A 21,949-nucleotide genomic window follows, 5' to 3' on the forward strand; every position below is an offset into this window, starting at 1 on the left:
GGACGTGACATCTATACCCGTCGTGCAATCTCCCGATTTTCATCCCCAGGCCGCTCCCCTATCGGTAGCCGAAGCGATGGCGGCAGGCAAAGCCCTGCGCCAAAGCGTTAGACGGTCTGACCAGGGCCGCTACGCCCCTGCTGCCGATCGCCTAGATCCGGTAGAGCGGCTCATGGCCCAGGATGCTAACCGCATTTCGGACCTGGTGCCCATTCGCTACGGGCGCATGCTGGCGTCGCCGTTTGCGTTTTTGCGGGGGTCGGCGGCTCTTATGATCGGCGACATTGCCTCAGCCCCGACCACTGGTCTCTACGTACAGGCCTGTGGCGATATGCATGTGTCCAATTTTGGGGTGTTTGCCTCCGCCGAGCGCAACCTGGTATTTGCCATCAACGACTTTGATGAAACCTACCCCGGCCCCTGGGAGTGGGATCTGAAGCGGCTGGTAGCCAGCGCCGTAGTGGCGGGGCGATATTTGGGAGGCAATTCTCAGGGCGATTCGGGCCGGACTCGCGCCCTCTGTAAAGACGCGGTACGGGCTACGGTGCAGTCCTACGCGGAGCACCTGCAAACCTACGCTGAGCTAGGCTACCTCGACCTGTGGTACGACACCATTACCACCAACGAACTGCTGGAGAAACTGCCCGACAGCGCCGAGAAGTACGCCCAGCGGGTGCTGACTAAGGCGCGTCGTCGCAACCACCTACAGGTGCTCGACGAAATGACCAATCTGGTAGACGATCGCCACCACATCGTCGAGTCGCCGCCGCTGGTGGTGCGGGCTGAGACCCTAGGCAACTGGTCTAAGGTAGAGACCGATTTAAGAGCGTTGATGCAGGACTACGGGACATCGCTGAGTGGCGATCGCCGCTTTTTGCTGTCGCGCTATCGGCTGATGGACGTAGCCCACAAGGTGGTAGGTGTGGGCAGCGTCGGCACCCGCTGCTGGGTGGCCTACCTGGAGGGCAAAAACGCCAGCGACCCGCTCTTTTTACAGATCAAAGAGGCCCAACCCTCGGTGCTGGCCCCCTACGCGAAAGCCCCTTGCAGCTACCGCCTACCCGACCAGCATCAGGGCCGACGAGTGGTGATTGGCCAAAGGCTCATCCAGGGGTCCCCGGATATTTTTCTGGGTTGGGGCACCCTTGGCAGCATTCACTACTATGTGCGCCAGCTGCGCGATATGAAGGGCGGAGTTAAGCTCGACCCCGACAAATTTCGAGTTTCTAAATTGCCTGACTACTGCGCCCTTTGCGGCTGGGCTTTGGCCCTGGCCCATGCCAAGTCGGGGGATGCCACCATGCTGTCGGGCTATATTGGCAAAGGCGAAACCCTGGCCGATGCCCTGGTGCCCTTTGCCGAAGCCTACGCCGACCAAAACGATCGCGACTACGACGCCTTAGTGGCCGCTGCCAAGCAGGGACGCATCCCCGTTGAGCAAGACGCCTAGACCTTAGTCTAAACAGCCTTCGTCTAGGTCGGTGGCGGTTATGGGCGGTAGGGTGGCGGGCTGAATGGGGCGACCCAAAATCATGCTCTGGAGGCGAGCAGGGGGCGATGGCTGAGGCGGGGTTTCGTCACCGAGGGCATCTACCTCAACTTCGACCAGCATGTCGGGGTTCATCAGGGCCGGAATTTCGACGGTGGTATTGACTGGCGGGTGGTCGGCAAACAGCTCGTGGTGGGCACGGGCGATCGCCTCCCAGTGAGCCATGTCGGTGACATAGATCCGGGTTCTGACCACATCGCTCAGGTCGGCCCCCACTTCCTGTAGCGCCTGCTGAATGATTTCAAAGCAGCGCTTGGTTTGGGCGTAGGCGTCGCCCGGCGCAAAGGTGCCGCCCTGGCCGTCGCTGGGGGCGGTGCCTGAGACAAATATCTGCTGGCCCACCCGCAGCGCCCGGCAGTAGCCAACCTTCTCTTCCCAAGGGGTGCCCGAAAATGCCCGCTGCCGCGCCATTGCTTTGCCTAGCGTAAAAACAGCCTTAGCATACCTTTATTTTTGCGGTCCTGTCGGGCACCTGTAGAGAGAGACTGAGGCGCAAAATGCTTAGAAAATTAGAACGCTTTTGCCGGGGGCGATCGCCCTGGCAGTAGGCTTACAATCATCCCCGCGCTAGGCCTGACAATTTCTATGGCGACTCCCCTCGATGCCAGCGATCGCGACCGGATTTGTGCCGTGGCCCAGCGGCTCTACCAGGCGGCCAGGCCAATCAAAATTCTCAAGGCGATCGCCTGGCCCGACCGGGTTAAAGCCGACTTTTTTGCCCAGGGCGCTAGAGAGCTGCCCCAGGTCGAGTACCCAAGCTTCGATCCGCAGCCGGTGCTGGAGTTAGTCCACGCCGCCCGACGGGATATTTTAGGTGGCTCGGTGATTGACGCCTGGCTGGAGCGCCAGGCCTACGCCCTGGAAACCGGGGCCAGAATGCTGGCGGTCGTCGGCACCCCCGCCTTCTTTGAGCACTCCCGCCGCGCCTACGGCGAACCCACCACCCCCATGCGGTTCGACACCGAAACCACGCTGGATTTAGCCTGGCAGATCCAGTCCGTCATTCAGCAGCTTGACCACATCAACATTGATATTTCGCCGCCGGAGTTTCACGATGCCAATTTTGTGGCCCAAGAGATTGAGGTCGCGGTCAAACAGCACTTCGGTGACGCCGCCCCCGAAATTCAGGTGGTGGATGCCCTGTCGGCCAACGCCCTGGCTTCGGCCAGCCGCATTCGCCTGCGCCGCGATGCCCGCTTTACCGATCGCGATGCGGCCCAGCTGCTGCACCACGAGGCCCATATCCATGTCGCCACTGCTCTCAATGGCAAGGCCCAACGCCTGCTGCCCATTCTCTCGGCGGGGCACCCCGGCACCACCCGCACCCAGGAAGGGTTAGCCGTATTCGCTGAAATCCTCAGCGGTACTATTGAGCTAAATCGCTTTCAGCGCCTGGCCGATCGCGTCTTTGCAATCCAAATGGCGGTGGAAGGCGCTGACTTTTTGCAGGTGTACCAATATTTTCTGGAGCGCACCGACAGGCCCGATCAGTCCTTTGAGAGCGCCCGGCGGGTGTTTCGCGGCGGGGTGATGACCGGCGGGGCACCGTTTACTAAGGATGTGGTGTATCTGTACGGGCTGCTGCAGGTGAGCACCACCATTCGGGCTATGTTTAGCGCCGGGCGGGCCGACTGCCTGCTGCTGCTGTTTTGCGGCAAGCTGGATATCTACGACCTGCCCGCCCTGGCGGAACTGACGGCGGCGGGGCTATGCCAGCTGCCCCAGTTCGTGCCGCCCTGGGTGAGCGACCCCCGCTACCTGCTGGCCCTGCTGACCTACTCGACCTTTATGAACCAGATCGAGTCGGAGCGAGCCACCGCCGCCGTTAAAAAGCTGCTCGAAAATACCCCTGTTGTAGATGTGTCAGGCCGCTAGTAATCTGAGGCGGAAGCTTAGGGACTATTTCTGCGAGCTAGGGGGCGGGGGAGCCAGGGAGCCAAGCGTGCCAAAACGGTGAAGATATTTCAGCCTTCGAGTACTAGCCGAAAACGCGCGCTTAAACCTCAGCTGCTATAGCTGTGGCCAGTTTGGTTAAGACAGGTCTCCTATGAACGTTCAAACGTTTGAACGTTCATAGGGTTTCTGGATGTCCTAACCAACGGGACTATGGCTATACCTGCAAATAGGGTGTAAATAAGGTCTTTTCTTCAGCGGTTAAACGCTTGGGGCGCATCGTCTTGGCATCTACAAATAACCCTTTTTGCCTACCCTCGGCGGCAAGCAACTGGTCGCCATTGTGAAACCGGAACTGCATCACGGCGGAGGCATGGCGCAGCTCAGATAGCCACATCTGAACCTGGACGCGATCGCCCAAATACAGCGGCAGCTTATAGATAATGTTTGTCTCCACCAAAATTGGCGCGGTGCCCTGCTGGAGCACTTCATGAACGGGCATACCGACAGCCTCCAGCAGCTTTATACGCCCAATCTCCATCCATTGAATATAAACCGAGTTATTCACATGACCAGCAAAATCAATGTGATAGGTATAAACCTCAAGATCGAAGAGAAGTTTGGGCATAGTCTGCGCTCAGCCAGGGAATGAATCGACGCAAGTCACCGCACAGTGACACGGTATCATGGTCACCGAGTGGTGACAAGCTGGCGAGGGGAACGGATGGCGCGCGATAAAGAAGAGACCAAGGCTCGAATTTTGGCGGCGGTCGGTAAGCTCTTGGCCGAAGCTGGTTTTAAGGGCCTGGGGGTGAATGCGATCGCCCGTGAGGCCGGGGTCGATAAAGTCCTGATCTATCGCTATTTTGAGGGGCTACCCCTGCTGCTCCAGTGTTTTGCTAAAGAGGGAGACTATTGGCCGACGGTGGATGAGCTGGTGGGCGATGAGTCGGTGGCGAAAGCGGAAACCCTGGCCGACTGGATGGCCTATCTGCTGTCAAGGTTTTCAGATAATTTGCAAGGGCGCCCCATGACCCAGGAAATTTTGCGGTGGGAATTACTGGAAGGCAACGCACTGACCCGTGAACTGGCCGATGTGCGCGACAAATTTGACCTAGACAGCCTGAAGTTTTTAGAGGAAAAACAGTCTTTTCCTCCAGACAAAGATATTCCGGCTATTAGTGCGGTTTTAGTCGCGGGGGTGGTCTATCTCATGCTGCGAACTAAGTCTAGCAGCACGTTTATGGGCATCGACTTTAGCTCGCCTGCTGGTTGGCAGCGAATTCAAGCTGCCCTCGACTCGATTGTTCAGCTGACGGTTGATGGTGACAATTGATGCTAATTGACCGACAGCATCGCGATCGACAGGGTGAGTGAAATACAGAGCCACCCAGCGTTAGAGAACGTTTTGCAGCACACTGCTAGCGCTACCTACCCCCAGAGAGACAAGCTGATCGTTAACCGGGGGGTAGCACCACGCCCTCGTAAATTTGCTCAATCGGGCAAACGATCCCATTGCCCCCAACCCGTCATACTTAATTGACTAGGCCAGCACCTTAGCCGGGGAAAGCGTCAGCACGTCGACGCCGTCTTTCGTCACCACTACAGTGTGCTCAAACTGGGCCGAGAGGGAGCGATCGACGGTGATCGCCGTCCAGCCGTCAACCAAAATTTCGGCCTCGTAGCTGCCGATGTTGATCATCGGTTCGATGGTGAAGACCATGCCGGGGCGCAGCTTCTTGCCCTTGCCCTTCTCGCCGTAGTGGGGAATTTGCGGCGCGGCGTGGAAGATGCGGTGTACCCCGTGACCCACAAAGTCGCGCACCACAGAGAACCCTTCGCCCTCGGCATAGTCTTGAATGGCCGCACCAATGTCGCCCACCCGCGCACCGGGCTTAACGGCGCGAATGCCCCGCCACATGGATTCTTCGGTGACTTCGACCAGGCGGCGGGCGGCGGGGGAGACATCGCCCACTAAGAAGGTGCGGGACGTATCGCCGTGGTAGCCGTCGAGAATGGGGGTGACATCGATATTGATGATGTCGCCGTCGCGCAGGATGTCTTCACCGTTGGGAATGCCGTGGCAGATGACCTCGTTAATGCTGGTACAGATGGAGCGGGGGAAGGGCATTACCGTACCGGCATAGCCCAGGGGCGCACTCCTAGCTCCGTGCTTTTGGGTCCAGGCTTCGGCCAGGTCGTTGAGCTCCTGGGTGCTGACGCCGGGCTTAACGTGGGGCGTCAGGTAGTCGAGCAGCTGGGCGGCAAGCTGGCAGGCTTTGCGCATTTTCTCTAGCTCGCGGCTGGAGAGCAGAGTGATGACTTCGGAGGGTTGCTTTTGTTCTTCCACGGTGTGATTTGGCTGGGGTGAATGGCTAAGGGGAAATGCCTTGAGCATAGTGTAGGCATTTCGTCTGCGGTAAGAACACCAGGGTCTGAAATTAATCTTCACCCACCCGTTCTTGTCGCCCAGCTTTTGACTGGAGCAACGCCAAAAATGCCACTTCGTTAGTATAACAACCCGATCCTTTATTCCTGCGGCAGCGGCAGCAGCGTGACGGAGATATCGACCCCGACCGGATCTTCATAATCAACCTGGCCATCGCCGTTTTCATCCCATACGGTGGTGGCAAAGAAGTCGCAGCGCAGGTCAACGGCATTTGGGTGAGTCTCCAGAAAAAGCGTGCCGTTTTTGATGGCGCAGTTGAATTCGGCCTGGGCGATCGCGCTTGAGTAGAGAGCCTGTAGCTGGGGCCATAGGGCTGCGCATGGGTCATCGGTGGCGGGGCAGCGGTAGGGTTTGGCAAAGGGCTGATCTCGCTCATGCAGGGGCAGCCGCCCGAGCCACTGTCCAGAACGTGACCCGTCATCTCCAGGAGGTGCCCAGCAGTAAAACCCGGCATAGTCGGCCCCGTCGGCCTCCCCGTAGCTCACGGCGGCCAGGGTGTCGGGTTCAGCACAGGCTGCTTCCAATCCGGCGACAGCGGCGGGAAAGCGCGATCGCGCCTGTTCCATAACATGCTGAATGCTGGTGCTATGCTGATCGGCAGGCTGGGGTTCGGCAGCGTTAGTGCCCCCCACAATTCCAGAGGTTTGGGCCAGAGCCAGACCGATTAGCAGCAGGCTATTGATTGGATTATTCATAATTTTGACAGCAATCTTGGCAGCAATTTCCGCATCTTACGCAGGCCATTTCCTGGGAGTCATCCATAGGTCGGCTCGGCCAATCTCATCAATGATCCCACAGACGGCGGCGGGCGGGACCTTTGAGGCGATCGTGGGTGTCGCGCAGCAGGGTGGGGATATCCAGCTGTTCGGGGCAGCGGGGCAGGCAGTCGCCGCAGTCGGTGCAGCGGCTGGCCTTGCGACCAGGGAACCAGTGGCCCGCGTTCTCGAACATGCGGTAGCGGTACTCGCCAAAGGCCTGCATGTCGTAGGCCACGGCCAGGTTGCGCAGGCGCAGCACCTCGGGAATGTGGATGGCTTCGGGGCAGGGTAGGCAGTCGTAGCACTGGGCGCAGCGATCGCTGCCCAGGGCGGTAGATTCCTGGGCCGAGAGCCGTTCTAGGGCCGCGAGTTCTTCAGCCGTGAGCGGCTGAGTTTGGCTTCCCAGAGACGCCAGGGGAGCCAGTTCCGCCGGGATGGCGGGGCCGGTGCTGAGGGTGGTAACGCGGGGATCGCTGAGCAGCCAGCGGTAGGTTAACTCCAAAGGGCTAAACGGGGCGCAGAGATCCTTCAGCACCTCCGGCGGGCTGTAGAGCATGCCGCCCTTGTCGCCGGGGGAAATGATGAAGACGCCCAGGTCGTGCCGAGCCGCCAGCTCCAGAATGGAGGCGTGGCGCTGAAAAAAGTAGTAGTAGTGCAGATTGACGAAATCGAACTGGTCGGTGGCGATCGCCCCCTCAATCACCTCCCGGCTGCCGTGGGTGGAGAAGCCCACGTGGCCAATCTTGCCCTCGGCCTGAAACCGGCGCACCGCCGCCATGCAGCCCTGGGGATCGCGCACCCAGGCCAGGTGCTCGGGAGTGTTTAGCCCGTGGATGGCCAGGCAGTGGATGTAGCCTACATCCAGTCGATCCAGGGACTCCTCAAGGCGCTGGGCCATGGTAGCAGCGCTGGGCTGGGGCAAAATTTTGGTGGTGATAACGAGGTTGCCAGGGATCGCAGCCGTTTTGAGAAAAGCCCCTAGCCAGCGTTCGCTGGTGCCGTAGCCCTGGGCGGTTTCGATGTGGTTGATGCCCAGGGCCAGCCCAGCGGCCAGCGTTGCTCGGAATACGTCCTCGGAGGCCAGGGCGCGCATGGTGCCCAGCGACAGCACCGACAGGGAGAGATTGGTGCGACCAAACCGCCGATAGTCCATAGTTTGGGGCCGCGTTCCAAGAGCCGTTTACAAAGCAGAGCCGATGGGCCAGAACCTAGGAATCGGAGCTTTCCAGGGGATCGTTGCTGGTGGATGACTTGCCCCGCTGAATGAAGTCGGAGGGGTTGAGGTTGGCCAGAAACGCCTGAAACGCCTGGGTTTCTGCCTCGTCGGCATCGCGATCGACAGGAATCGAAGCTTCGGCGATCACCTCTTCCATGACCCAGATGGGGGCGTCGAGGCGGAGGGCGATCGCGATCGCATCGCTGGGTCGCGAGTCTAGCTCACGGCGAATCTCGCCCCTGGAGAGGGTGAGCAGAGCGTAGTAGGTGTTGTCTTGCAGCGAGTGAATCACCACTCGTTCCAGGGTCATATCCCACTCGTCGAGCAGGTTTACGAACAGGTCATGGGTGAGGGGACGCGGAGCGGGCTGGTTTTCAAGCACCGCAATGATGGAGTTGGCCTGCTCGCGGCTGATGTAGATGGGGACCTGGCGGCGATCGGTCGTGTCCCTGAGCAAAATCACCGGAGTTCGCGACATCGCATCTAGGGCAATCCCGGCGACTCTCATTTCAATCATTGTCTTAGCCTCTTGGATCCGTTGACTGGCGTGCTCTAGCGTTCTTGTCAGCCTGGAAGCGATACCCTTTCCAGTGTACTGGGCTATTTGTGCGGCGGGCCATTTGCATGGGCGGCAGGCCGAAAGAAGCAAAATGGGGTGGTCTTAAAGTGGCTTTGATAGGGGTTGCCCGTTTAGTCTACCTAAAGCTTATCCATTGACCGATTGAATCCGAGATACTCTAAAAGAAAAAAAATATTGATTTTACGTATGCCCCGCTCGCGGGCCGGGTGGTCCGTAATTTTACCGAGAGTTTCCCTGACCTTACGGCTATGTTTACCGGACTCATTCAAGCGACGGGCACGCTCTTTCACAAGGGCGACACCCAGGTCTATATCCGCTGGCAGACGGCTGCTCTACCCCCTACCCTGGCCGATGTGGAGCTGGGCGACAGCATTGCCGTAGACGGCATTTGCCTGACGGTGGAGACGATTTTGCCCGATGGTTTTGTGGCGGCGGTGTCGCCCGAAACCCTCGATCGCACCAGTTTGGGCAGGCTCGCTGACGGCAGCCGCGTCAACCTGGAGTCGTCGCTGCGGGTGGGCAGCAAAATTGGCGGCCACTTCGTCACTGGCCACATCGACGGCCAGGGGCAGCTGGAGGAGGCCACCGCCACCGCCGACGCCTGGCGGCTGAGCTTTACCGTGGGCGATCGCCGCGTGGCCCGCTACATTGTGCCCAAGGGCAGCATCGCGGTAAATGGCATCAGCCTGACGGTGGCCGACTGTAGCCCCAGCGGCAACTGGTTCGCCGTAGCGGTAATTCCCGTGACCTACCGCGAAACCACCCTGCAACACCTGCGCCCCGGCCAAACGGTGAACCTGGAGGGCGACGTGCTGGGCAAGTATGTCGAGAAGTTTATGGGGGGCGAGGCCGCACCCGCGGGGGACGGCCTTTCCCTGGAGTTTTTGGCCGAGCACGGGTATTGAGGCCCCAAAGTTAAGACCCCAGAGAAGACGGGCGGCTAAATCCACCCCCGCAGCAGCCAGCGGCGCTGGAGCGCCTCTACGGTGAGCGGGTTGCCCAGGTAAAGGGGCAGCCAGAACCAGAAGCTGAGGGCGATCGCGCCCAGCAGCCCCAGGGCCAGCGGGCGATGGCGCGGGTTCTCCAGCCACTGCGCCATCAGCCAGGCCAGCCCCAGCCCGCTAAAAGCCACCATCCCCATGGCGTGATACAGAAACGTGCAGCGGCTGACCAGCACCCAGGGCAGCCAGTTGGTTAGGTAGTTAACCAAAATGAACCCCACCACTGGCCCGGTGGTAGGGGTGCAGCCAGCTGCGCCCCCACGGGGTGTCTCGGTGGAGGCAGTGTTAGCCGCAATCTGCCGCCCCAGCCAGCCCAGCGCCAGCGCCAGCACCGCCGCCGTAGACAGCCACCAGAGCACCGGGTTGCCCATGGCGTGAATCGTGGTGGCGATCGCGCCTTGGCCCTGGCCAGCGCGATCGTAAAAGTAAGCCATGGGCCGCAGCATCAGCGGCCAACTGTACCAGGGCGAACAGTAGGGATGCTCGCCTTCCACCTCAGCCGAGTGGTGAAAGGCCCACATCTGGCGGTGAACTTCTCCCAGCGATTCGCCGGTCATCGCCAGGTAGGGCAGCCACAGCAGCAGGTAGGTGAGCAGCGGAATCACGACCAGGTAGGCCACTCGGCGGGAATTTTGGATTTTGGATTTTGGATTTTGGATCGAAGGGGGTATTTGGGGCTGTGGTCGGTGGGGCAGATCGGGCACAATCTCCCACAGCAGCAGCCCCAGCCAGAACCCGGCCCAGTTCCACTTGACATTGATGGCGGCCCCCAGGGCGATGCCTGCGGCCCAGCGCCAGCGAGCCGGGCGTGGCGCCCGCCGCGCCGCTATCCAGGCCCACTGGCCCAGCAGCCCCAGCGCCAGCCCGTAGATGTTGATCAACGCCAGGCGCGACTCCACCAGGGTCAGCCCTTCCATCGTCATCAGCAATCCGGCCAGGAGAGCGAATCGGTGCTGACGCAGCGTGAGGGGATCTCCCCTTCTCCCCTCAAAAAGTGGGGTAATTGCCTGCTTCAAAGTCCCGCTTTTTAAGGGAGATTTGGGGGGATCTTCCCCTGCGATCGCCAGCCGATCGCGCCCATAACCGGGGTGAATTGCTCCCAGATTCCAGGCCAGGGCCGCCAGCAGCAGCGGCACGGCTGAGCCCACCAGGGCATTGAGCCAGCGAAAGGCCAGGGGGCTCACCAAAGTGCCCTCTACCTCTACCGTGGGCCAGCCCAGCCAGGCGGCGGGCCACTGCCCCAGCCAGAGGCCTAGGGCAATGAAATACTTCCCCAGGGGCGGGTGGGCGTCGAAGCTGGGCGCACCCTGGAGGTCGTCGAGGGCAAAGGGCACATAGTAAACTTCGTCGAAGACCAGGGTGTGGGGTTGGCCCAGGTGCCACAGGTGCAGCGTCAGCGCCAGTGCCCCGACCCCCAGCGCCCCAGTCCAGAGGGGACTTTTGCGCCTCGCGCCCATCGCGCTACTGCCCCTGGGCGGCCATGCGCTGCTGCATGCGATCGCGGAAAGCAGCCAGATCCTCTTGGGTGGGTTGAGTCGTTTGCCAGGCGGGGCGCTCGATCAGGCGGTTGGTCCAGGCTTGCAGGGTGGGGTAGTTCTCCATGGGCAGCCCCAGGGCCTCAAACCAGGGGGCAAAGGTGCCCGCCACCACATCGGCCAGGGTGAGCTGGTCGCCGCAGAAAAAGGGCCGATCGCCCAGCTTGTCGGCGTAGAACGTGAGCACCACCTCGGCCTTTTGCTGGGCCGCCGCGATCGCCTCGTCAGACTCTTGGCCAAAGCCCATCATTTGCTTGGTCAGCGGGTTGATGGCGGGCACCAGTTCATTCACCGTCACCATTTCGACCATGCGCATCTTGGCAATATCCTCGGGCGTGGTGGCCAGCAGCGAGGGCGTCGGGTACTTGGCCTCCAGATAGTCCAAAATGGCGAAGGATTCGATCACGGTGAAGCCATCGTCCACCAGCACCGGAATGTGGTGAAAGGGGTTGAGCGCCAGAAATTCGGGCTGAAACTGGTCGCCGCTGAGGGCAACGACGTGGGCGTCAAAGGGCAAATTTTTCTCCAGCAGCGCCACCCAGACCCGGCGAGAATTGATCGACAGCGGAGTATGGTAAAAGGTCAGCATGGTTCAACGGCCTCGCACTATAGATTCCTGTGCTCTAGCATTTCACAGGCGCGCACTATCATCTACCACCCGCCATGAGTTACGTTCGTCCCAATATTGAGGCCATGGCTGGCTACGTGCCGGGAGAGCAGCCCCGCCCCGGTTCAGGCATTATCAAGCTCAACTCCAACGAAAACCCCTATCCGCCGTCGCCCAGCGTCATTGAGGCGCTGCGACAGGTTGACTATGAGCAGCTCCGGCGCTATCCCGACCCGTTTGCCCGCCGCTTTTGCCAGGCGATCGCCGAGGTTCTGGGCGTACCCGCCGACTGGATCATTGTCGTCAACGGCAGCGACGACCTGCTGAATCTGCTGGTGCGCACCTGTGCGGACGACTCAGCCCGACCAATTGTCTACCCCACGCCGACCTACGTGCTGTACCGCACCCTGGCGGCGCTGCAGCCTGCCACCGTGGTCGAGGTTCCCTATCCCGACAACTTTCAGTTTCCGCTCAAGGAACTGGTGGCGGCCCAGGGGGCAATTACGTTCATCGCGTCGCCCAATAGCCCGTCGGGTCATGGGGTGGCGCTGGCCGACCTGCGAGCACTGGCGCAGCAGGCTTCGGGCCTGGTGGTGGTGGATGAGGCCTACGTGGATTTTGCCGAGGGTTCGGCGCTGTCGCTGGTGCAGGAGTTCGACAACGTGGTGCTGCTGCGGACCCTGTCGAAGGGCTATTCGCTGGCGGGGCTGCGGCTGGGGTTTGGCATTGCCCACCCGGCGCTGCTGGCGGAGCTATTTAAGGTGAAAGACAGCTATAACGTAGATGCGATCGCGATCGCCCTAGGAACAGCGGCCATGCGCGATCAGGCCTACAAAAATGCTTGCGTAGCCAAAATCAAAGCCTCGCGAACGGCATTGACCAAAGAACTGCGGCATCTGAGGTTCACCGTGCTCGATTCCCACGGCAACTTTGTCTTGGCCGCACCGCCCCAGGGCAATGCGGAGCAGCTGTATCTGGCCCTAAAAGAGCAGGGCATTTTAGTACGCTACTTCAAACAGCCCCGGCTAGACGACAAGCTGCGAATTTCGGTGGGCACCGAGGAGCAAAATCACGCCCTGATCGCCGCCCTAACCCGTTTAACCCGCACTACGTAATGCGACATGGACGCAGTCAGGGACTGTTTATATTGTTGGCTGTCAACATTACTCCAGACGGGGTTAAACACCGTCAGCGCCAGCGATCGCTGAGCCTGAGCGAGATCACGACAATGCTGGTGTGCTTCCACCAACAGCACTATCGAAACTTCAGGGCGTTCTACCGCAAGCATGTCTGCGCGCATTGGCGAGAGGCCTTTCCCGGCCCAGCTACAACCACTTTGGGGAATGGATGCCCTCAGAGATGCTTCCCTGTGCCTGTACCTGAAGCACTGTTTTGGCCCTTGCACCGGCCTCAGCGTCGTAGACCACCTTCATGGCTAAGCCCTTCAATACTTTGAAATAAGGCTGGTTCGATAGACCGTAATGACCAGGCTGGGTTCAGCCTCGTTACTTCTCCAGGCGCACCACGTACCACTGCATAGCTTCGCCGGGGGCTAGCTCCAGTTCGCAGGCGGTGTCGCGCAGGTGCTGGGCTTGCTCGGTCACGGTGCCAAAGCGCTGGAGGTCGCGGGGCAAGTCTTGCTGGCGATCGCGCAGCAGTCCCGCCAGCCGCTCCAGCAGCTCCTCGGGGGTGACAAACTCTTCCGCTGCGCCGGGCATCAGCACAACAAACATATCCTCTTGGTACATAATGGCGTCGGGCATGGAGTCAAACCTTAAGGAAACCTAGTTTGATCGTAAACGCCCTGGCTGCCTTTACCGTCTTTGGGGTACGTTTAGTGAGTGCTTCTGCGTTTCAGGGCCATCCCAGAGAGCACCGATGTAATCACTCTTAATACTGTGAATTTCCGTTGGCAAGCTGGCCGATCGTTTGGATCCGGTGGTAGGATGAAGTGGGCATTCACCGCAATCCCGACCGGGTTACCGGAGAATTGGTGAATCGCGTCCGTCCAAGTCTCTGGGGCGCAGGCCGCTCTGCGGTGTTGTTGCCTATGCTTTCTGTCTAAGTTTTCTGTTTGAAGGGTTATTCGCCTGCCGCTATGGTTCAGACTCCAATTAAATCTACGCCTGCTTCCTCCACCCCTGGGCCGACTCCCTCCAAGGTGGAAGTGATTAAAGAAAACAGCCACTTTTTGCGCGAGCCGGTGGCCAGCGAGCTGCTGCAAGACACCAATCACTTTTCTGAATCGGCGATTCAAATTCTGAAGTTTCACGGCTCCTACCAGCAGGACAACCGCGACAACCGCGCCAAGGGCCAAGAGAAGGACTACCAGATGATGCTGCGGACCCGCAACCCCGGCGGGTACCTCTCCCCAGAGCTGTATCTCACCCTCGATCGCCTGTCGGATGAGTACGGCAACGGCACCCTGCGGGCCACCACCCGCCAAGGCATTCAGCTCCACGGGGTGCTGAAGCAAAACCTGAAGGCCACCATTGGGGCGATCGTGCGCAGCCTGGGGTCCACCCTGGGGGCCTGCGGCGACCTCAACCGCAACGTGATGGCTCCGCCCGCCCCCTACAAAAATCGGCCCGAGTACCGCATTGCCCAGGAGTACGCCAACAACATCGCCGACCTGCTGCGGCCCCAAACCGAGGCCTACTACGAAATTTGGCTGGATGGCGAGAAGTTTCTCAGTGCTGAGGAGCACCCCGACGTGGTAGCCGCCCGCCAGCGCAACGGCAACGGCACCATCGTCCACAACAGCGAAGAGCCGATCTACGGCACCCACTACATGCCCCGCAAGTTTAAGTGTGCGGTAACGGTGCCCGGCGACAACTCCATCGATGCCTACACCCACGATGTCACCCTGGTGGTGATTACCGACAAGGTTGGTCAGCTGAAGGGCTTTAACGTGCTGGCTGGCGGTGGCCTGGGCCGCACCCACAACAAAGAAGAAACCTTTGCCCGCGTCGCCGACGAGATCGGCTACATCGACAAAGCCGACATCTACGACCTGATGAAGGCGATCGTGGCCACCCAGCGCGACTACGGCGATCGCCACAACCGCCGCCACGCCCGCATGAAATACCTGATCAACGACTGGGGCGTCGAGCGCTTTCGACAGCAGGTCGAGACCTACCTGGGCAAGCCGCTCAAGCCCTTCAAAAAGCTGCCTAAGTGGACCTTTTACGACTACCTGGGCTGGCACGAGCAGGGCGACGGCCACTGGTTTGTGGGCGTACCCATCGAAAATGGCCGCATTCTCGATCGCCAGGGTCTCCAGCTCAAAACGGCGCTGCGGGAAATCGTGCAGCGGTTCAAACTGCCGATACTGATTACCCCCAACCAGAGCCTGCTGTTCTACGAGGTCAAGCCCGCCGATAAAGACGAAATTCAGGCGATTCTCAGCCGCCACGGCGTGGTCAAAGAGACCGAGCTAGACCCTCTGGTGCGCTACGCGATGGCCTGCCCGGCCCTGCCCCTGTGCGGCCTGGCGGTGACCGAGAGCGAGCGAATTATGCCCACGGTGCTGGGTCGCCTGCGGGGGCTATTGACCAAACTGGGCCTGCAAGACGAGCACTTTGTGGTGCGCATGACCGGCTGCCCCAACGGCTGCGCCCGCCCCTACATGGCCGAGCTGGGCTTTGTGGGCAGCGCCCCCGAGTCGTACCAGGTGTGGCTGGGGGGCTCGCCCAACCAGACCCGGCTGGCCCGCACCTACATGGAGCGCCTGCACGACAACGACATCGAGGCCACCCTGGAGCCGCTGTTTGTGTTCTTCCGCGACGGGCGCAAGAAGGGCGAGAGCTTTGGCGACTTCTGCGATCGCGTTGGGTTTGAGGCCCTGCGCCAGTTTGCCGAAAGCTACAACCCCGACCAGTACACCCCCCGTCATACCAAGGAGGGGCGGCACCGGCTCAGTATCTCCCACGATCTGTTTATGACCCTGCAAGCTACCGCCGACAAAGAAGGGCGGCCCATGGCCCAGGTCATGGCCGATGCCCTGGCGGTTTATATGCAAAAGACAGGGGCTTAGGGGTCGACGCACCAGGAATTAGCTAAAAAAGAGGGAATGGATCAATGGATCCATTCCCTCTTTTTTAGCTATGGGTAAGAAGAGACCGGGCGCCTGCTGGGGTTTGCCAGCCAAGCTAGGCTTTATCCCTAAGCACCCGGCCTTGGGGGGGGCAAGCTAGACGACGGGGTTACTGCGATTGGGCAGTACCCACAGCAGCATGGGGCAGACCACAACGGTCATCACGGTAACAGCGGCAATAATTTCAAGTCCGGCAACAAGAGCAGTGTCCATAATCGTTCGCCTCCCAGGGCAAAAATAATTGAGGCTCGTTCCTTAGAGAGCGGGTCTCTACTTCCGTCCTGTCGGTTACGGTAGCGTTCTTGAGGGGGCAGACAGGATGAACGGCTTCATTTTCTGTATCTACTATTACAGTTTAGCGTATTTTTCAGTCCCTTACGGAGTTGTATAATTCCGCAATATTTAGCCAGTGACAGTTTCTATCGAAGCTACTCATGGCAGGATGAAAGCTACTTTTTGTAGTCGGCCCCAGGCTTTTTTACTATCAAGGGGTGGCAAAAATAGCCGCCTTTTCTACAGAACTCCTGCGATTGGAGGCACTACCATGACTGCAATTAGAGCCTGGACGACCCAAAAACTAGCTGCCCTTGGCCTTTGGCTGGCGGGCGCCTTTGGGTTTGGCGCCGATTCTGCCCAAACCCCTGTCGCTAAAGACACCTGGACCCCAGATACCCTGACCAGCTTTGGGCTGGAAATGGGCAAAGGGTTTGGCTCTGGGTCGTAGCGCAGCCGGTTTTTTCGCCATCCTTCGATCAGACATGACATGGCCTCTGCTGTCTTAACCCGACAGCGGGGCTTTTTTTTGCGCTCAAATTTGTCCTGGGGAAATTTAAATTTCAAGGATTGCTAAATTTACGGTCGAAAGGGCGGGATGTTGGTTTAGAAATAACGCTCCATAGATGGGGCCACTGGCCAGGGAATTGGCTCTCTAAGTATTTTTACTGAAGCTCAAACCAAAATTTGAGCGCAGGGCAGGCCAAGTCAGCGCTAGGCTTGCTTTGCGATCGTGGTGGCGGTAAGTGGGGCGTCGCCCAGATTGTCGCTTAGGGTCTTGAGGACGTCGAGAAAGGCATAGATAGCGGGGGTGTGCAGGGCATCGCCCAGAACGGCGGCGCCAATGATTCGCACCAGCGGTTCAGGCAGGTCGAACACCTGCACCCGGTCTGGAATCGGCTCGGCGGCCAGGCGGGGCAGAATGGTGGCCCCCAACCCCTGGGCTACCAAATTGACGATGGTGGTATCGGTTTCCACCTCTGAGACGACGTTGAGCCGGTAGCCGTGGGCCTGAACATGGTCGTAGACGTCGCGCATCATGATGCGATCGGCGGGGGGCATAATCATCGGGTGCTGGGCCACCTCTGCCCAGGTCAGCTGCGGCCCGGCCAGCTGAAAGTCTGGGGGAAACAGGGCCACGTAGGCGTTTTTGAGCACTTCCCAGGTGTCGAGATCGGCGGCGGCGGGCAAGAGGGTAAAGCCAATGTCGGCGCGGCCCTCCCGCAGGGCTTTTTCGACCTGGAGGTAGTTGTCGTGCTCGCTCAGGTTGACGGCGATGTCGGGGTGGCGCTGCTTAAACTGGGCGATCGCATCGGGCAGCAGATGAATGGCAATGCTGCGAAAGGAGGCGATGCGCACCTGCCCGCCCTTCAGCCCTCGGGCCAGCTCAGCCTCCTCGGCAATGGCCTCGGCCTGCTGCAAAATGATCCGGGCGTGGCTGACGATGCGATCGCCCACAGGCGTCAGCCGCGCGCCGTGCCGCCCCCGCGAAAACAGCACGATCCCCAGGTGCTCCTCCAGGGCCGAAATGCTGTGGCTCACCGCCGACTGCGACATGTCGAGTTTGAGAGCGGCCTCGCTGAAGGTCTCTTCCTCGGCCACGGCGACTAAAATCCGCAGCTGAGACAGTTTCATCTGGTTTTGATGGTTATCCCTCATGCCGCCCGAATCTAGAGACGATGGCGCAATCTCTATGAGACTACAGCAGGTTGAGAGCTAAAACCGCTCACAGACTGACCATCCGGCCCCAGGGTAAGGGCGATCGCCTCGGCCCTGGCCCCCTGCTTTTCTGAACAGCCGCCTCTGCGGCTCATAATTTCCTCACCAGCCGCTCAGATTTAGATCAGCGGAGTCTCACCTGGGCCGCCCATGATGGCAGCAATCGTTGACTACCCCACTAACGGAGATGAAGACTATGAAAAACCTGATGTTTGCGGTCCTGGCCTTGAGCGCCACCGCTGTTGCCCTGGGCGTTAGCATTGCGCCAGAGGTGGCGATCGGCTCCAAGCCACCCCTGGCCGCCGTGGTTTCAGCGGTATCCCTAGCCCAGGCCCCAGGCCAGTTTGTCACCGTAGAGCAAGACCACGCCACCACCGGTACCGCGCGCCTGGTCACCACCGACGGGCAGCAATACCTGGAGTTTGATCAGACCTTTGACACCGCTCGCGGCCCGGCGGTAAAAGTCATTCTCTATAAAGAGGCAGCGGTGCCCGTGTCGATTGCCGAAGGCGACTACCTGACCCTCGCCCCCCTGCAAAGCTTCTCCGGCGCCCAGCGGTACTTAATTCCGGCGGGGGTCAACATAGACGATTACCAGGCCGTGGGCATTTGGTGTCAGCAGTTTAATGTGACCTTTGCCTACGCGCCTATCTAACAGGATGTCTGAAAAGTCCTATTTTTTGTAGCGAAAGCGAAGATCCCCCTCAATCCCCCTACCCTGCCCCCTTAAAACGAGGATTTTGACCCCCCTTTTTAAGGGGGGCAGGGGGGATCAGCAGGCAGCTAAAGCTACAGCAGATCACGTTTCAAACGCCCTCTACGCATCTGGGTGAGGCGGAGTCTGGTTTGGGCCTTGGGAACCAGACAGTCAGGAGATGGCACCCAAGGCTTCACTTCCCGATTGTCTGCCCATCGACTCGTGCCATGTCCCTCCTGGTAAAGATGTGAGCCGCCCGGCCCCCGGCCTAGAGTGAAGTGTCGACATTGGACGGCTTTATGGCTTCTGAAACACAACACAATCAAATTACTCAGCAATCTACCGACGCGCTGTTTGAGCGCTACGACGCCCTCGGGGTAGATGACAAGCTGGCGCTGCTCTACTATATCTACGAGGCCATGGGCGATTCTGTCACCCCCGCTGCCCCCGGTGCCGCCGATCCTGAGCTAGCTGAGCCTTTAATCGAAGCGCTGTTTGACCTTTCAGAAGATGAGCAGCTTGAGGCCATGCGCCAGGTGGTGCGAAAGGACCAAAGCGACATATCTCAGCGCTACGGCGGCCTCAGCGCCAACAATCAGCTGCTGGTGTGGTACGGCTGGGCCGAGGCCATGGGCAACCAGATCGTCGGCATGCCCAGCGACTACAAGGCAGAAGGTCCGGTGAAAGAAATTATGTCTGACATCAAGGGTCTGGAGTTTCAGTCGCAGATTTCGCTGCTGCGGGAAGCGGCAACCCAGATGGGCTTTAGCAGTGTCACTGCTCCCCCTCCCCTGGCCGAAACTGGCACCACCGACAGTCTGTAGACCCGTCGCCGACACTTGCAGCCCCGACCCTGCTGATAGGGTCGGGGCTGGTGTTTGAGCCACCTACTGCCGACCAGCCCAAGTTAACCCAAGGCCCAGGGCGATCGCCCCGCAGAAACCTGTTGCGGCGAAACGCTCCACGTTAGCGGTCAGAGAAGCGGCAAACCCCACCTCCCTGGCGCTCTGGCCCCCTTGCGATCGGCAGCCGCCAGGAAACCGATGCCGCAGTCCACTGAAATTGGCCTCTCACCCCTCTGACAGAGGGCTTGCAGTTCCCGCTGCCTCGGCTCGCCTGTATTCCCAAACCTGTATTCCCAAATTTCCATGAATAGCTACGACGTCATCGTGATCGGCGCCGGGCACAACGGCCTGGTTTGTGCAGCCTACCTGCTCAAAGCGGGCTACAGCGTGGCCCTGCTCGAAAAGCGATCTATCCCCGGCGGTGCGGCTACAACCGAAGAGCTGATGCCCAAGGAAGCCCCCGGCTTTTACTTCAACCGCTGCGCGATCGATCACGAGTTTATTCACCTTGGCCCCGTTGTCGAGGAGCTGGAGCTCAAGAAGTATGGCCTAGACTATCTGTTCTGCGATCCTGCCGTCTTTTGCCCCCACCCCGACGGCAAATATTTTCTCTCCCATCGCTCCCTCGATAAAACCTGCGCCGAAATCGCCAGGTTTAACCCTCGTGACGCCGAAAAGTATCGCGAGTTCATCGATTTTTGGCAGCGGCTAACCAAAGCCATTACGCCTGTGTTCAACGCGCCACCCCAGGCGATCGCCGATATTTTGGGCAACTACGATTTGGCCAGCCTCCAAAGCCTGTTCAGCATTTTGGGGGGGCCCCACGACATTCTCGACCTGATTCGGACCATGCTGTCGAGTCCGAAGAACATTCTCGACGAATATTTTGACTCCGAGTTTATCAAAGCGCCCCTGGCTCGTTTGGCCTCTGAGTTTGGCGCGCCCCCTTCCCAAAAGACTATTTCAGTGGGGGGCATGATGATGTCGATGCGCCACAATCCGGGAATGGCGCGCCCCCGAGGCGGCACCGGGGCGCTGACTGAAGCGCTGGTTCGTCTGGTGAAAGCTAAAGGCGGCACCATCCTCACCGATCAATCCGTCGATCGCATCTTAATCGACAACGGCAGGGCGGTCGGGGTGCGGGTGCAGGGCAATCGAGAGTATCGGGCCAACCTTGGCGTTATCTCCAACATCGATGCCAGGCGGGTCTTTCTCCAGCTGATCGAGGCTGGCGATTTAAATCGCGAAGGGCTTGAACTCCAGACCCGCCTGGAGCGTCGAACCGTCAACAACAACGAGACAATTTTGCGCATTGACTGTGCGCTGTCGGAGGTGCCGCGCTTTGAGGCGTATCAGCACAGGGATGACTATCTCATGGGCTCTGTTCTAATCGCCGATTCGGTGCGCCAGGTTGAGATTGCCCATCAGGAGCCTGAGGTGGGCAAAATTCCAGACCAGGATCCCTCGCTCTACGCTGTAGTGCCAACCGTGCGCGACCCAAGTATGGCCCCCGAGGGTCGGCACACGCTCTGGATTGAGTACTTCGCCCCCTACCAAATTGCCGGTGCAACAGACGGTCTAGCCGGAACAGGCTGGACCGACGAGCGCAAGAACGCCGTAGCCGACCGGGTGATTGACAAGCTGGCCGACTACGCTCCCAACCTCAAGTCATCGATTATGGCCCGCAATGTCGAAAGCCCTGCCGAACTGGGTCAGCGCCTGGGAGCCTACAAAGGCAACTACTACCACCTCGATATGACCCTAAACCAGATGGTGTTCTTTAGGCCGCTGCCGGAAATTGCCAACTACACCACTCCCGTTGAGGGGCTGTACCTGACCGGGGCGGGCACCCACCCCGGCGGCTCTATTTCGGGTATACCGGGCCGCAACTGCGCCCGCACGTTTCTCCATATCCAGCGACCGCTGCTGCATCGTCTGGAGGAGTTTGGCAAGGCGCTGCTGCCGCGATCGTAACTCTGTTTTCAGACTGACTGACTGATAAAAGATCTGATGTAGGTTGGTGTTAAGCGTAGCGTTCGCGCAGCGTTTTTAGAGGATAAAACCCGACACCAGTAACGGTTTTTTTGGGTTTCGCTAACGCTAACCCAGCCTACGGCTGCTTAAGGATTTCAAGGATTTTGTCAGTCAAACAGGGGGGACTGCCGCGAGTCTTGCCATAGCGCTTAGGGTCTGTAGCCTTACCTTTAGATGGTAGAGCTATTTCCGCCTCAAAGCACTGCTTTCGTCGGTCAGCCAGGAAAAAAGCCGCTGTAAAAGCCGCTGTTATTTTTGTTAAAAAAAAGCGATCGCAGAGACTGCGATCGCTTCAAATTACCGTTGACAGCGAAGAATTATCTTAGCAAAAGAATAATCAAAAATGAGGTTTCTGCTTCAGGACGCAGAGCCTGCGTCCTGAAGCAGAATTATTCGTTTAGCTAAACCGTCCTGAGCTGCTAAAAAGTCCAGCCTCTAGCGCTTTTCAGTACCTTGGTTGGGCGCACCCTCCAGGCCAGTATTGCTGCTGCCGCCTTCAGGTTGAGCTTCTTCTTTGCCATCGCCAGCTTCGTACATGCCGGTGTGACGCTGGGAAGGCTCGATGGGAGTGTTATACCCATCTTTCTCTTCGTGAGTCTTAGCTTTATTGTCGGCTTCTGACTTCGAGTTAGCCATAATTAAAGGCCTCCTAATGCGGATTTCTTCTATAGATTAAGCGGCCCACGACCGATCTTTA

General features: G+C 59.3%; 21 protein-coding genes and 1 pseudogene. 11 read left to right on the top strand and 11 right to left on the bottom strand.

Annotated elements, in window-relative coordinates; genetic code table 11:
• Window positions 1-4: 4 nt before the first annotated feature.
• Window positions 5-1,450 (top strand): DUF2252 domain-containing protein, encoded by a 1,446-nt coding sequence (locus tag LEPTO7104_RS0124450; RefSeq protein ID WP_225887035.1) that lies wholly within the window; start codon window positions 5-7, stop codon window positions 1,448-1,450.
• A gap of 3 nt (window positions 1,451-1,453) precedes the next feature.
• Here the strand turns inward: LEPTO7104_RS0124450 and LEPTO7104_RS35165 are convergent, their stop codons facing one another.
• Window positions 1,454-1,960: a Rid family hydrolase gene (locus tag LEPTO7104_RS35165; protein ID WP_017301224.1), complete on the bottom strand. Its 507-nt coding sequence runs from the start codon at window positions 1,958-1,960 to the stop codon at window positions 1,454-1,456.
• A 174-nt stretch (window positions 1,961-2,134) separates the two neighbouring features.
• Here LEPTO7104_RS35165 and LEPTO7104_RS0124460 point away from each other — a divergent pair, with 174 nt between their 5' ends.
• The gene (locus tag LEPTO7104_RS0124460; protein ID WP_017301225.1) at window positions 2,135-3,424 is read left to right on the top strand and encodes a peptidase MATCAP family protein; all 1,290 of its coding nucleotides are present in this window, start codon (window positions 2,135-2,137) and stop codon (window positions 3,422-3,424) included.
• A 235-nt stretch (window positions 3,425-3,659) separates the two neighbouring features.
• On the opposite strand, the gene LEPTO7104_RS0124465 is transcribed toward LEPTO7104_RS0124460, so the two are convergent.
• Window positions 3,660-4,070 (bottom strand): acyl-CoA thioesterase, encoded by a 411-nt coding sequence (locus LEPTO7104_RS0124465; protein ID WP_017301226.1) that lies wholly within the window; start codon window positions 4,068-4,070, stop codon window positions 3,660-3,662.
• Window positions 4,071-4,166: 96 nt separating this feature from the next.
• On the opposite strand from LEPTO7104_RS0124465, the gene LEPTO7104_RS0124470 reads away from it, so the two are divergent.
• Entirely contained in the window at window positions 4,167-4,778 is a 612-nt protein-coding gene (locus LEPTO7104_RS0124470; RefSeq protein ID WP_017301227.1) for a TetR/AcrR family transcriptional regulator, read from the top strand.
• Window positions 4,779-4,985: 207 nt separating this feature from the next.
• Here LEPTO7104_RS0124470 and map read toward each other — a convergent pair whose 3' ends face one another.
• The 4 genes from map to LEPTO7104_RS0124490 all read right to left on the bottom strand — a co-directional run bounded on the left by map (window position 4,986) and on the right by LEPTO7104_RS0124490 (window position 8,382).
• Window positions 4,986-5,840, bottom strand: coding sequence for a type I methionyl aminopeptidase (gene map / locus LEPTO7104_RS0124475; RefSeq protein WP_017301228.1), 855 nt, complete (start codon window positions 5,838-5,840; stop codon window positions 4,986-4,988).
• 131 nt (window positions 5,841-5,971) lie between these two features.
• Window positions 5,972-6,586 (bottom strand): hypothetical protein, encoded by a 615-nt coding sequence (locus LEPTO7104_RS0124480; RefSeq protein ID WP_017301229.1) that lies wholly within the window; start codon window positions 6,584-6,586, stop codon window positions 5,972-5,974.
• 88 nt (window positions 6,587-6,674) lie between these two features.
• Entirely contained in the window at window positions 6,675-7,802 is a 1,128-nt protein-coding gene (locus LEPTO7104_RS0124485; protein ID WP_017301230.1) for an aldo/keto reductase, read from the bottom strand.
• A gap of 55 nt (window positions 7,803-7,857) precedes the next feature.
• Complete coding sequence (locus LEPTO7104_RS0124490) at window positions 7,858-8,382, bottom strand: bifunctional nuclease family protein (protein ID WP_017301231.1); 525 nt, start codon at window positions 8,380-8,382, stop codon at window positions 7,858-7,860.
• Between the two features lie 311 nt (window positions 8,383-8,693).
• Between LEPTO7104_RS0124490 and LEPTO7104_RS0124495 the strand changes: the two genes are divergently transcribed.
• Complete coding sequence (locus LEPTO7104_RS0124495) at window positions 8,694-9,350, top strand: riboflavin synthase (protein WP_017301232.1); 657 nt, start codon at window positions 8,694-8,696, stop codon at window positions 9,348-9,350.
• Window positions 9,351-9,385: 35 nt separating this feature from the next.
• On the opposite strand, the gene LEPTO7104_RS37330 is transcribed toward LEPTO7104_RS0124495, so the two are convergent.
• A complete protein-coding gene (locus tag LEPTO7104_RS37330; protein WP_017301233.1) occupies window positions 9,386-10,903 on the bottom strand; it encodes a phospholipid carrier-dependent glycosyltransferase in 1,518 nt (505 codons plus the stop codon).
• A 4-nt stretch (window positions 10,904-10,907) separates the two neighbouring features.
• The gene (locus tag LEPTO7104_RS0124505) at window positions 10,908-11,570 is read right to left on the bottom strand and encodes a glutathione S-transferase family protein (RefSeq protein WP_017301234.1); all 663 of its coding nucleotides are present in this window, start codon (window positions 11,568-11,570) and stop codon (window positions 10,908-10,910) included.
• Between the two features lie 74 nt (window positions 11,571-11,644).
• Between LEPTO7104_RS0124505 and hisC the strand changes: the two genes are divergently transcribed.
• Together hisC and LEPTO7104_RS43745 are read left to right on the top strand one after the other, a co-directional pair.
• On the top strand, window positions 11,645-12,703 hold the full coding sequence (gene hisC, locus LEPTO7104_RS0124510) for a histidinol-phosphate transaminase (protein WP_017301235.1): 1,059 nt from the start codon (window positions 11,645-11,647) through the stop codon (window positions 12,701-12,703).
• Between the two features lie 56 nt (window positions 12,704-12,759).
• Window positions 12,760-13,012: pseudogene (locus tag LEPTO7104_RS43745) on the top strand (IS982 family transposase); the annotation flags it as partial.
• A gap of 81 nt (window positions 13,013-13,093) precedes the next feature.
• On the opposite strand, the gene LEPTO7104_RS0124520 reads toward LEPTO7104_RS43745, so the two are convergent.
• Window positions 13,094-13,351 (bottom strand): CRR7 family NDH-1 assembly protein, encoded by a 258-nt coding sequence (locus LEPTO7104_RS0124520; protein ID WP_017301237.1) that lies wholly within the window; start codon window positions 13,349-13,351, stop codon window positions 13,094-13,096.
• Window positions 13,352-13,686: 335 nt separating this feature from the next.
• Between LEPTO7104_RS0124520 and sir the strand changes: the two genes are divergently transcribed.
• A complete protein-coding gene (gene sir, locus LEPTO7104_RS0124525) occupies window positions 13,687-15,624 on the top strand; it encodes a sulfite reductase, ferredoxin dependent (RefSeq protein WP_026073047.1) in 1,938 nt (645 codons plus the stop codon).
• Between the two features lie 604 nt (window positions 15,625-16,228).
• Window positions 16,229-16,408 carry a hypothetical protein gene (locus tag LEPTO7104_RS0124535; protein ID WP_017301240.1) on the top strand — a complete coding sequence of 60 codons (180 nt, stop codon included), beginning with the start codon at window positions 16,229-16,231 and terminating at the stop codon, window positions 16,406-16,408.
• Window positions 16,409-16,671: 263 nt separating this feature from the next.
• Here LEPTO7104_RS0124535 and LEPTO7104_RS0124540 read toward each other — a convergent pair whose 3' ends face one another.
• Entirely contained in the window at window positions 16,672-17,592 is a 921-nt protein-coding gene (locus LEPTO7104_RS0124540; RefSeq protein WP_017301241.1) for a LysR family transcriptional regulator, read from the bottom strand.
• 280 nt (window positions 17,593-17,872) lie between these two features.
• On the opposite strand from LEPTO7104_RS0124540, the gene LEPTO7104_RS0124545 reads away from it, so the two are divergent.
• The 3 genes from LEPTO7104_RS0124545 to crtO all read left to right on the top strand — a co-directional run bounded on the left by LEPTO7104_RS0124545 (window position 17,873) and on the right by crtO (window position 21,192).
• Window positions 17,873-18,331: a DM13 domain-containing protein gene (locus LEPTO7104_RS0124545; protein ID WP_017301242.1), complete on the top strand. Its 459-nt coding sequence runs from the start codon at window positions 17,873-17,875 to the stop codon at window positions 18,329-18,331.
• Window positions 18,332-18,672: 341 nt separating this feature from the next.
• Window positions 18,673-19,197 carry an orange carotenoid protein N-terminal domain-containing protein gene (locus LEPTO7104_RS0124550; RefSeq protein WP_017301243.1) on the top strand — a complete coding sequence of 175 codons (525 nt, stop codon included), beginning with the start codon at window positions 18,673-18,675 and terminating at the stop codon, window positions 19,195-19,197.
• Between the two features lie 324 nt (window positions 19,198-19,521).
• Window positions 19,522-21,192, top strand: a complete 1,671-nt coding sequence (gene crtO, locus LEPTO7104_RS0124555) for a beta-carotene ketolase CrtO (protein ID WP_017301244.1) — start codon at window positions 19,522-19,524, stop codon at window positions 21,190-21,192.
• A gap of 495 nt (window positions 21,193-21,687) precedes the next feature.
• On the opposite strand, the gene LEPTO7104_RS0124565 is transcribed toward crtO, so the two are convergent.
• On the bottom strand, window positions 21,688-21,888 hold the full coding sequence (locus LEPTO7104_RS0124565) for a hypothetical protein (RefSeq protein ID WP_017301245.1): 201 nt from the start codon (window positions 21,886-21,888) through the stop codon (window positions 21,688-21,690).
• Window positions 21,889-21,949 lie beyond the last annotated feature (61 nt).

The organism is Nodosilinea nodulosa PCC 7104, assembly GCF_000309385.1.
GTDB classification, from domain to species: domain Bacteria; phylum Cyanobacteriota; class Cyanobacteriia; order Phormidesmidales; family Phormidesmidaceae; genus Nodosilinea; species Nodosilinea nodulosa.

What these genes read in the sequence shown, in the direction of transcription:
- LEPTO7104_RS35165 (WP_017301224.1), bottom strand. Translation starts at nt 1,960, where the DNA reads ATGGCGCGGCAGCGGGCATTTTCGGGCACCCCTTGGGAAGAGAAGGTT.
- LEPTO7104_RS0124460 (WP_017301225.1), top strand. Translation starts at nt 2,135, where the DNA reads ATGGCGACTCCCCTCGATGCCAGCGATCGCGACCGGATTTGTGCCGTG.
- LEPTO7104_RS0124465 (WP_017301226.1), bottom strand. Translation starts at nt 4,070, where the DNA reads ATGCCCAAACTTCTCTTCGATCTTGAGGTTTATACCTATCACATTGAT.
- LEPTO7104_RS0124470 (WP_017301227.1), top strand. Translation starts at nt 4,167, where the DNA reads ATGGCGCGCGATAAAGAAGAGACCAAGGCTCGAATTTTGGCGGCGGTC.
- map (WP_017301228.1), bottom strand. Translation starts at nt 5,840, where the DNA reads ATGCTCAAGGCATTTCCCCTTAGCCATTCACCCCAGCCAAATCACACC.
- LEPTO7104_RS0124480 (WP_017301229.1), bottom strand. Translation starts at nt 6,586, where the DNA reads ATGAATAATCCAATCAATAGCCTGCTGCTAATCGGTCTGGCTCTGGCC.
- LEPTO7104_RS0124485 (WP_017301230.1), bottom strand. Translation starts at nt 7,802, where the DNA reads ATGGACTATCGGCGGTTTGGTCGCACCAATCTCTCCCTGTCGGTGCTG.
- LEPTO7104_RS0124490 (WP_017301231.1), bottom strand. Translation starts at nt 8,382, where the DNA reads ATGATTGAAATGAGAGTCGCCGGGATTGCCCTAGATGCGATGTCGCGA.
- LEPTO7104_RS0124495 (WP_017301232.1), top strand. Translation starts at nt 8,694, where the DNA reads ATGTTTACCGGACTCATTCAAGCGACGGGCACGCTCTTTCACAAGGGC.
- LEPTO7104_RS37330 (WP_017301233.1), bottom strand. Translation starts at nt 10,903, where the DNA reads ATGGGCGCGAGGCGCAAAAGTCCCCTCTGGACTGGGGCGCTGGGGGTC.
- LEPTO7104_RS0124505 (WP_017301234.1), bottom strand. Translation starts at nt 11,570, where the DNA reads ATGCTGACCTTTTACCATACTCCGCTGTCGATCAATTCTCGCCGGGTC.
- hisC (WP_017301235.1), top strand. Translation starts at nt 11,645, where the DNA reads ATGAGTTACGTTCGTCCCAATATTGAGGCCATGGCTGGCTACGTGCCG.
- LEPTO7104_RS0124520 (WP_017301237.1), bottom strand. Translation starts at nt 13,351, where the DNA reads ATGCCCGACGCCATTATGTACCAAGAGGATATGTTTGTTGTGCTGATG.
- sir (WP_026073047.1), top strand. Translation starts at nt 13,687, where the DNA reads ATGGTTCAGACTCCAATTAAATCTACGCCTGCTTCCTCCACCCCTGGG.
- LEPTO7104_RS0124535 (WP_017301240.1), top strand. Translation starts at nt 16,229, where the DNA reads ATGACTGCAATTAGAGCCTGGACGACCCAAAAACTAGCTGCCCTTGGC.
- LEPTO7104_RS0124540 (WP_017301241.1), bottom strand. Translation starts at nt 17,592, where the DNA reads ATGAAACTGTCTCAGCTGCGGATTTTAGTCGCCGTGGCCGAGGAAGAG.
- LEPTO7104_RS0124545 (WP_017301242.1), top strand. Translation starts at nt 17,873, where the DNA reads ATGAAAAACCTGATGTTTGCGGTCCTGGCCTTGAGCGCCACCGCTGTT.
- LEPTO7104_RS0124550 (WP_017301243.1), top strand. Translation starts at nt 18,673, where the DNA reads ATGGCTTCTGAAACACAACACAATCAAATTACTCAGCAATCTACCGAC.
- crtO (WP_017301244.1), top strand. Translation starts at nt 19,522, where the DNA reads ATGAATAGCTACGACGTCATCGTGATCGGCGCCGGGCACAACGGCCTG.
- LEPTO7104_RS0124565 (WP_017301245.1), bottom strand. Translation starts at nt 21,888, where the DNA reads ATGGCTAACTCGAAGTCAGAAGCCGACAATAAAGCTAAGACTCACGAA.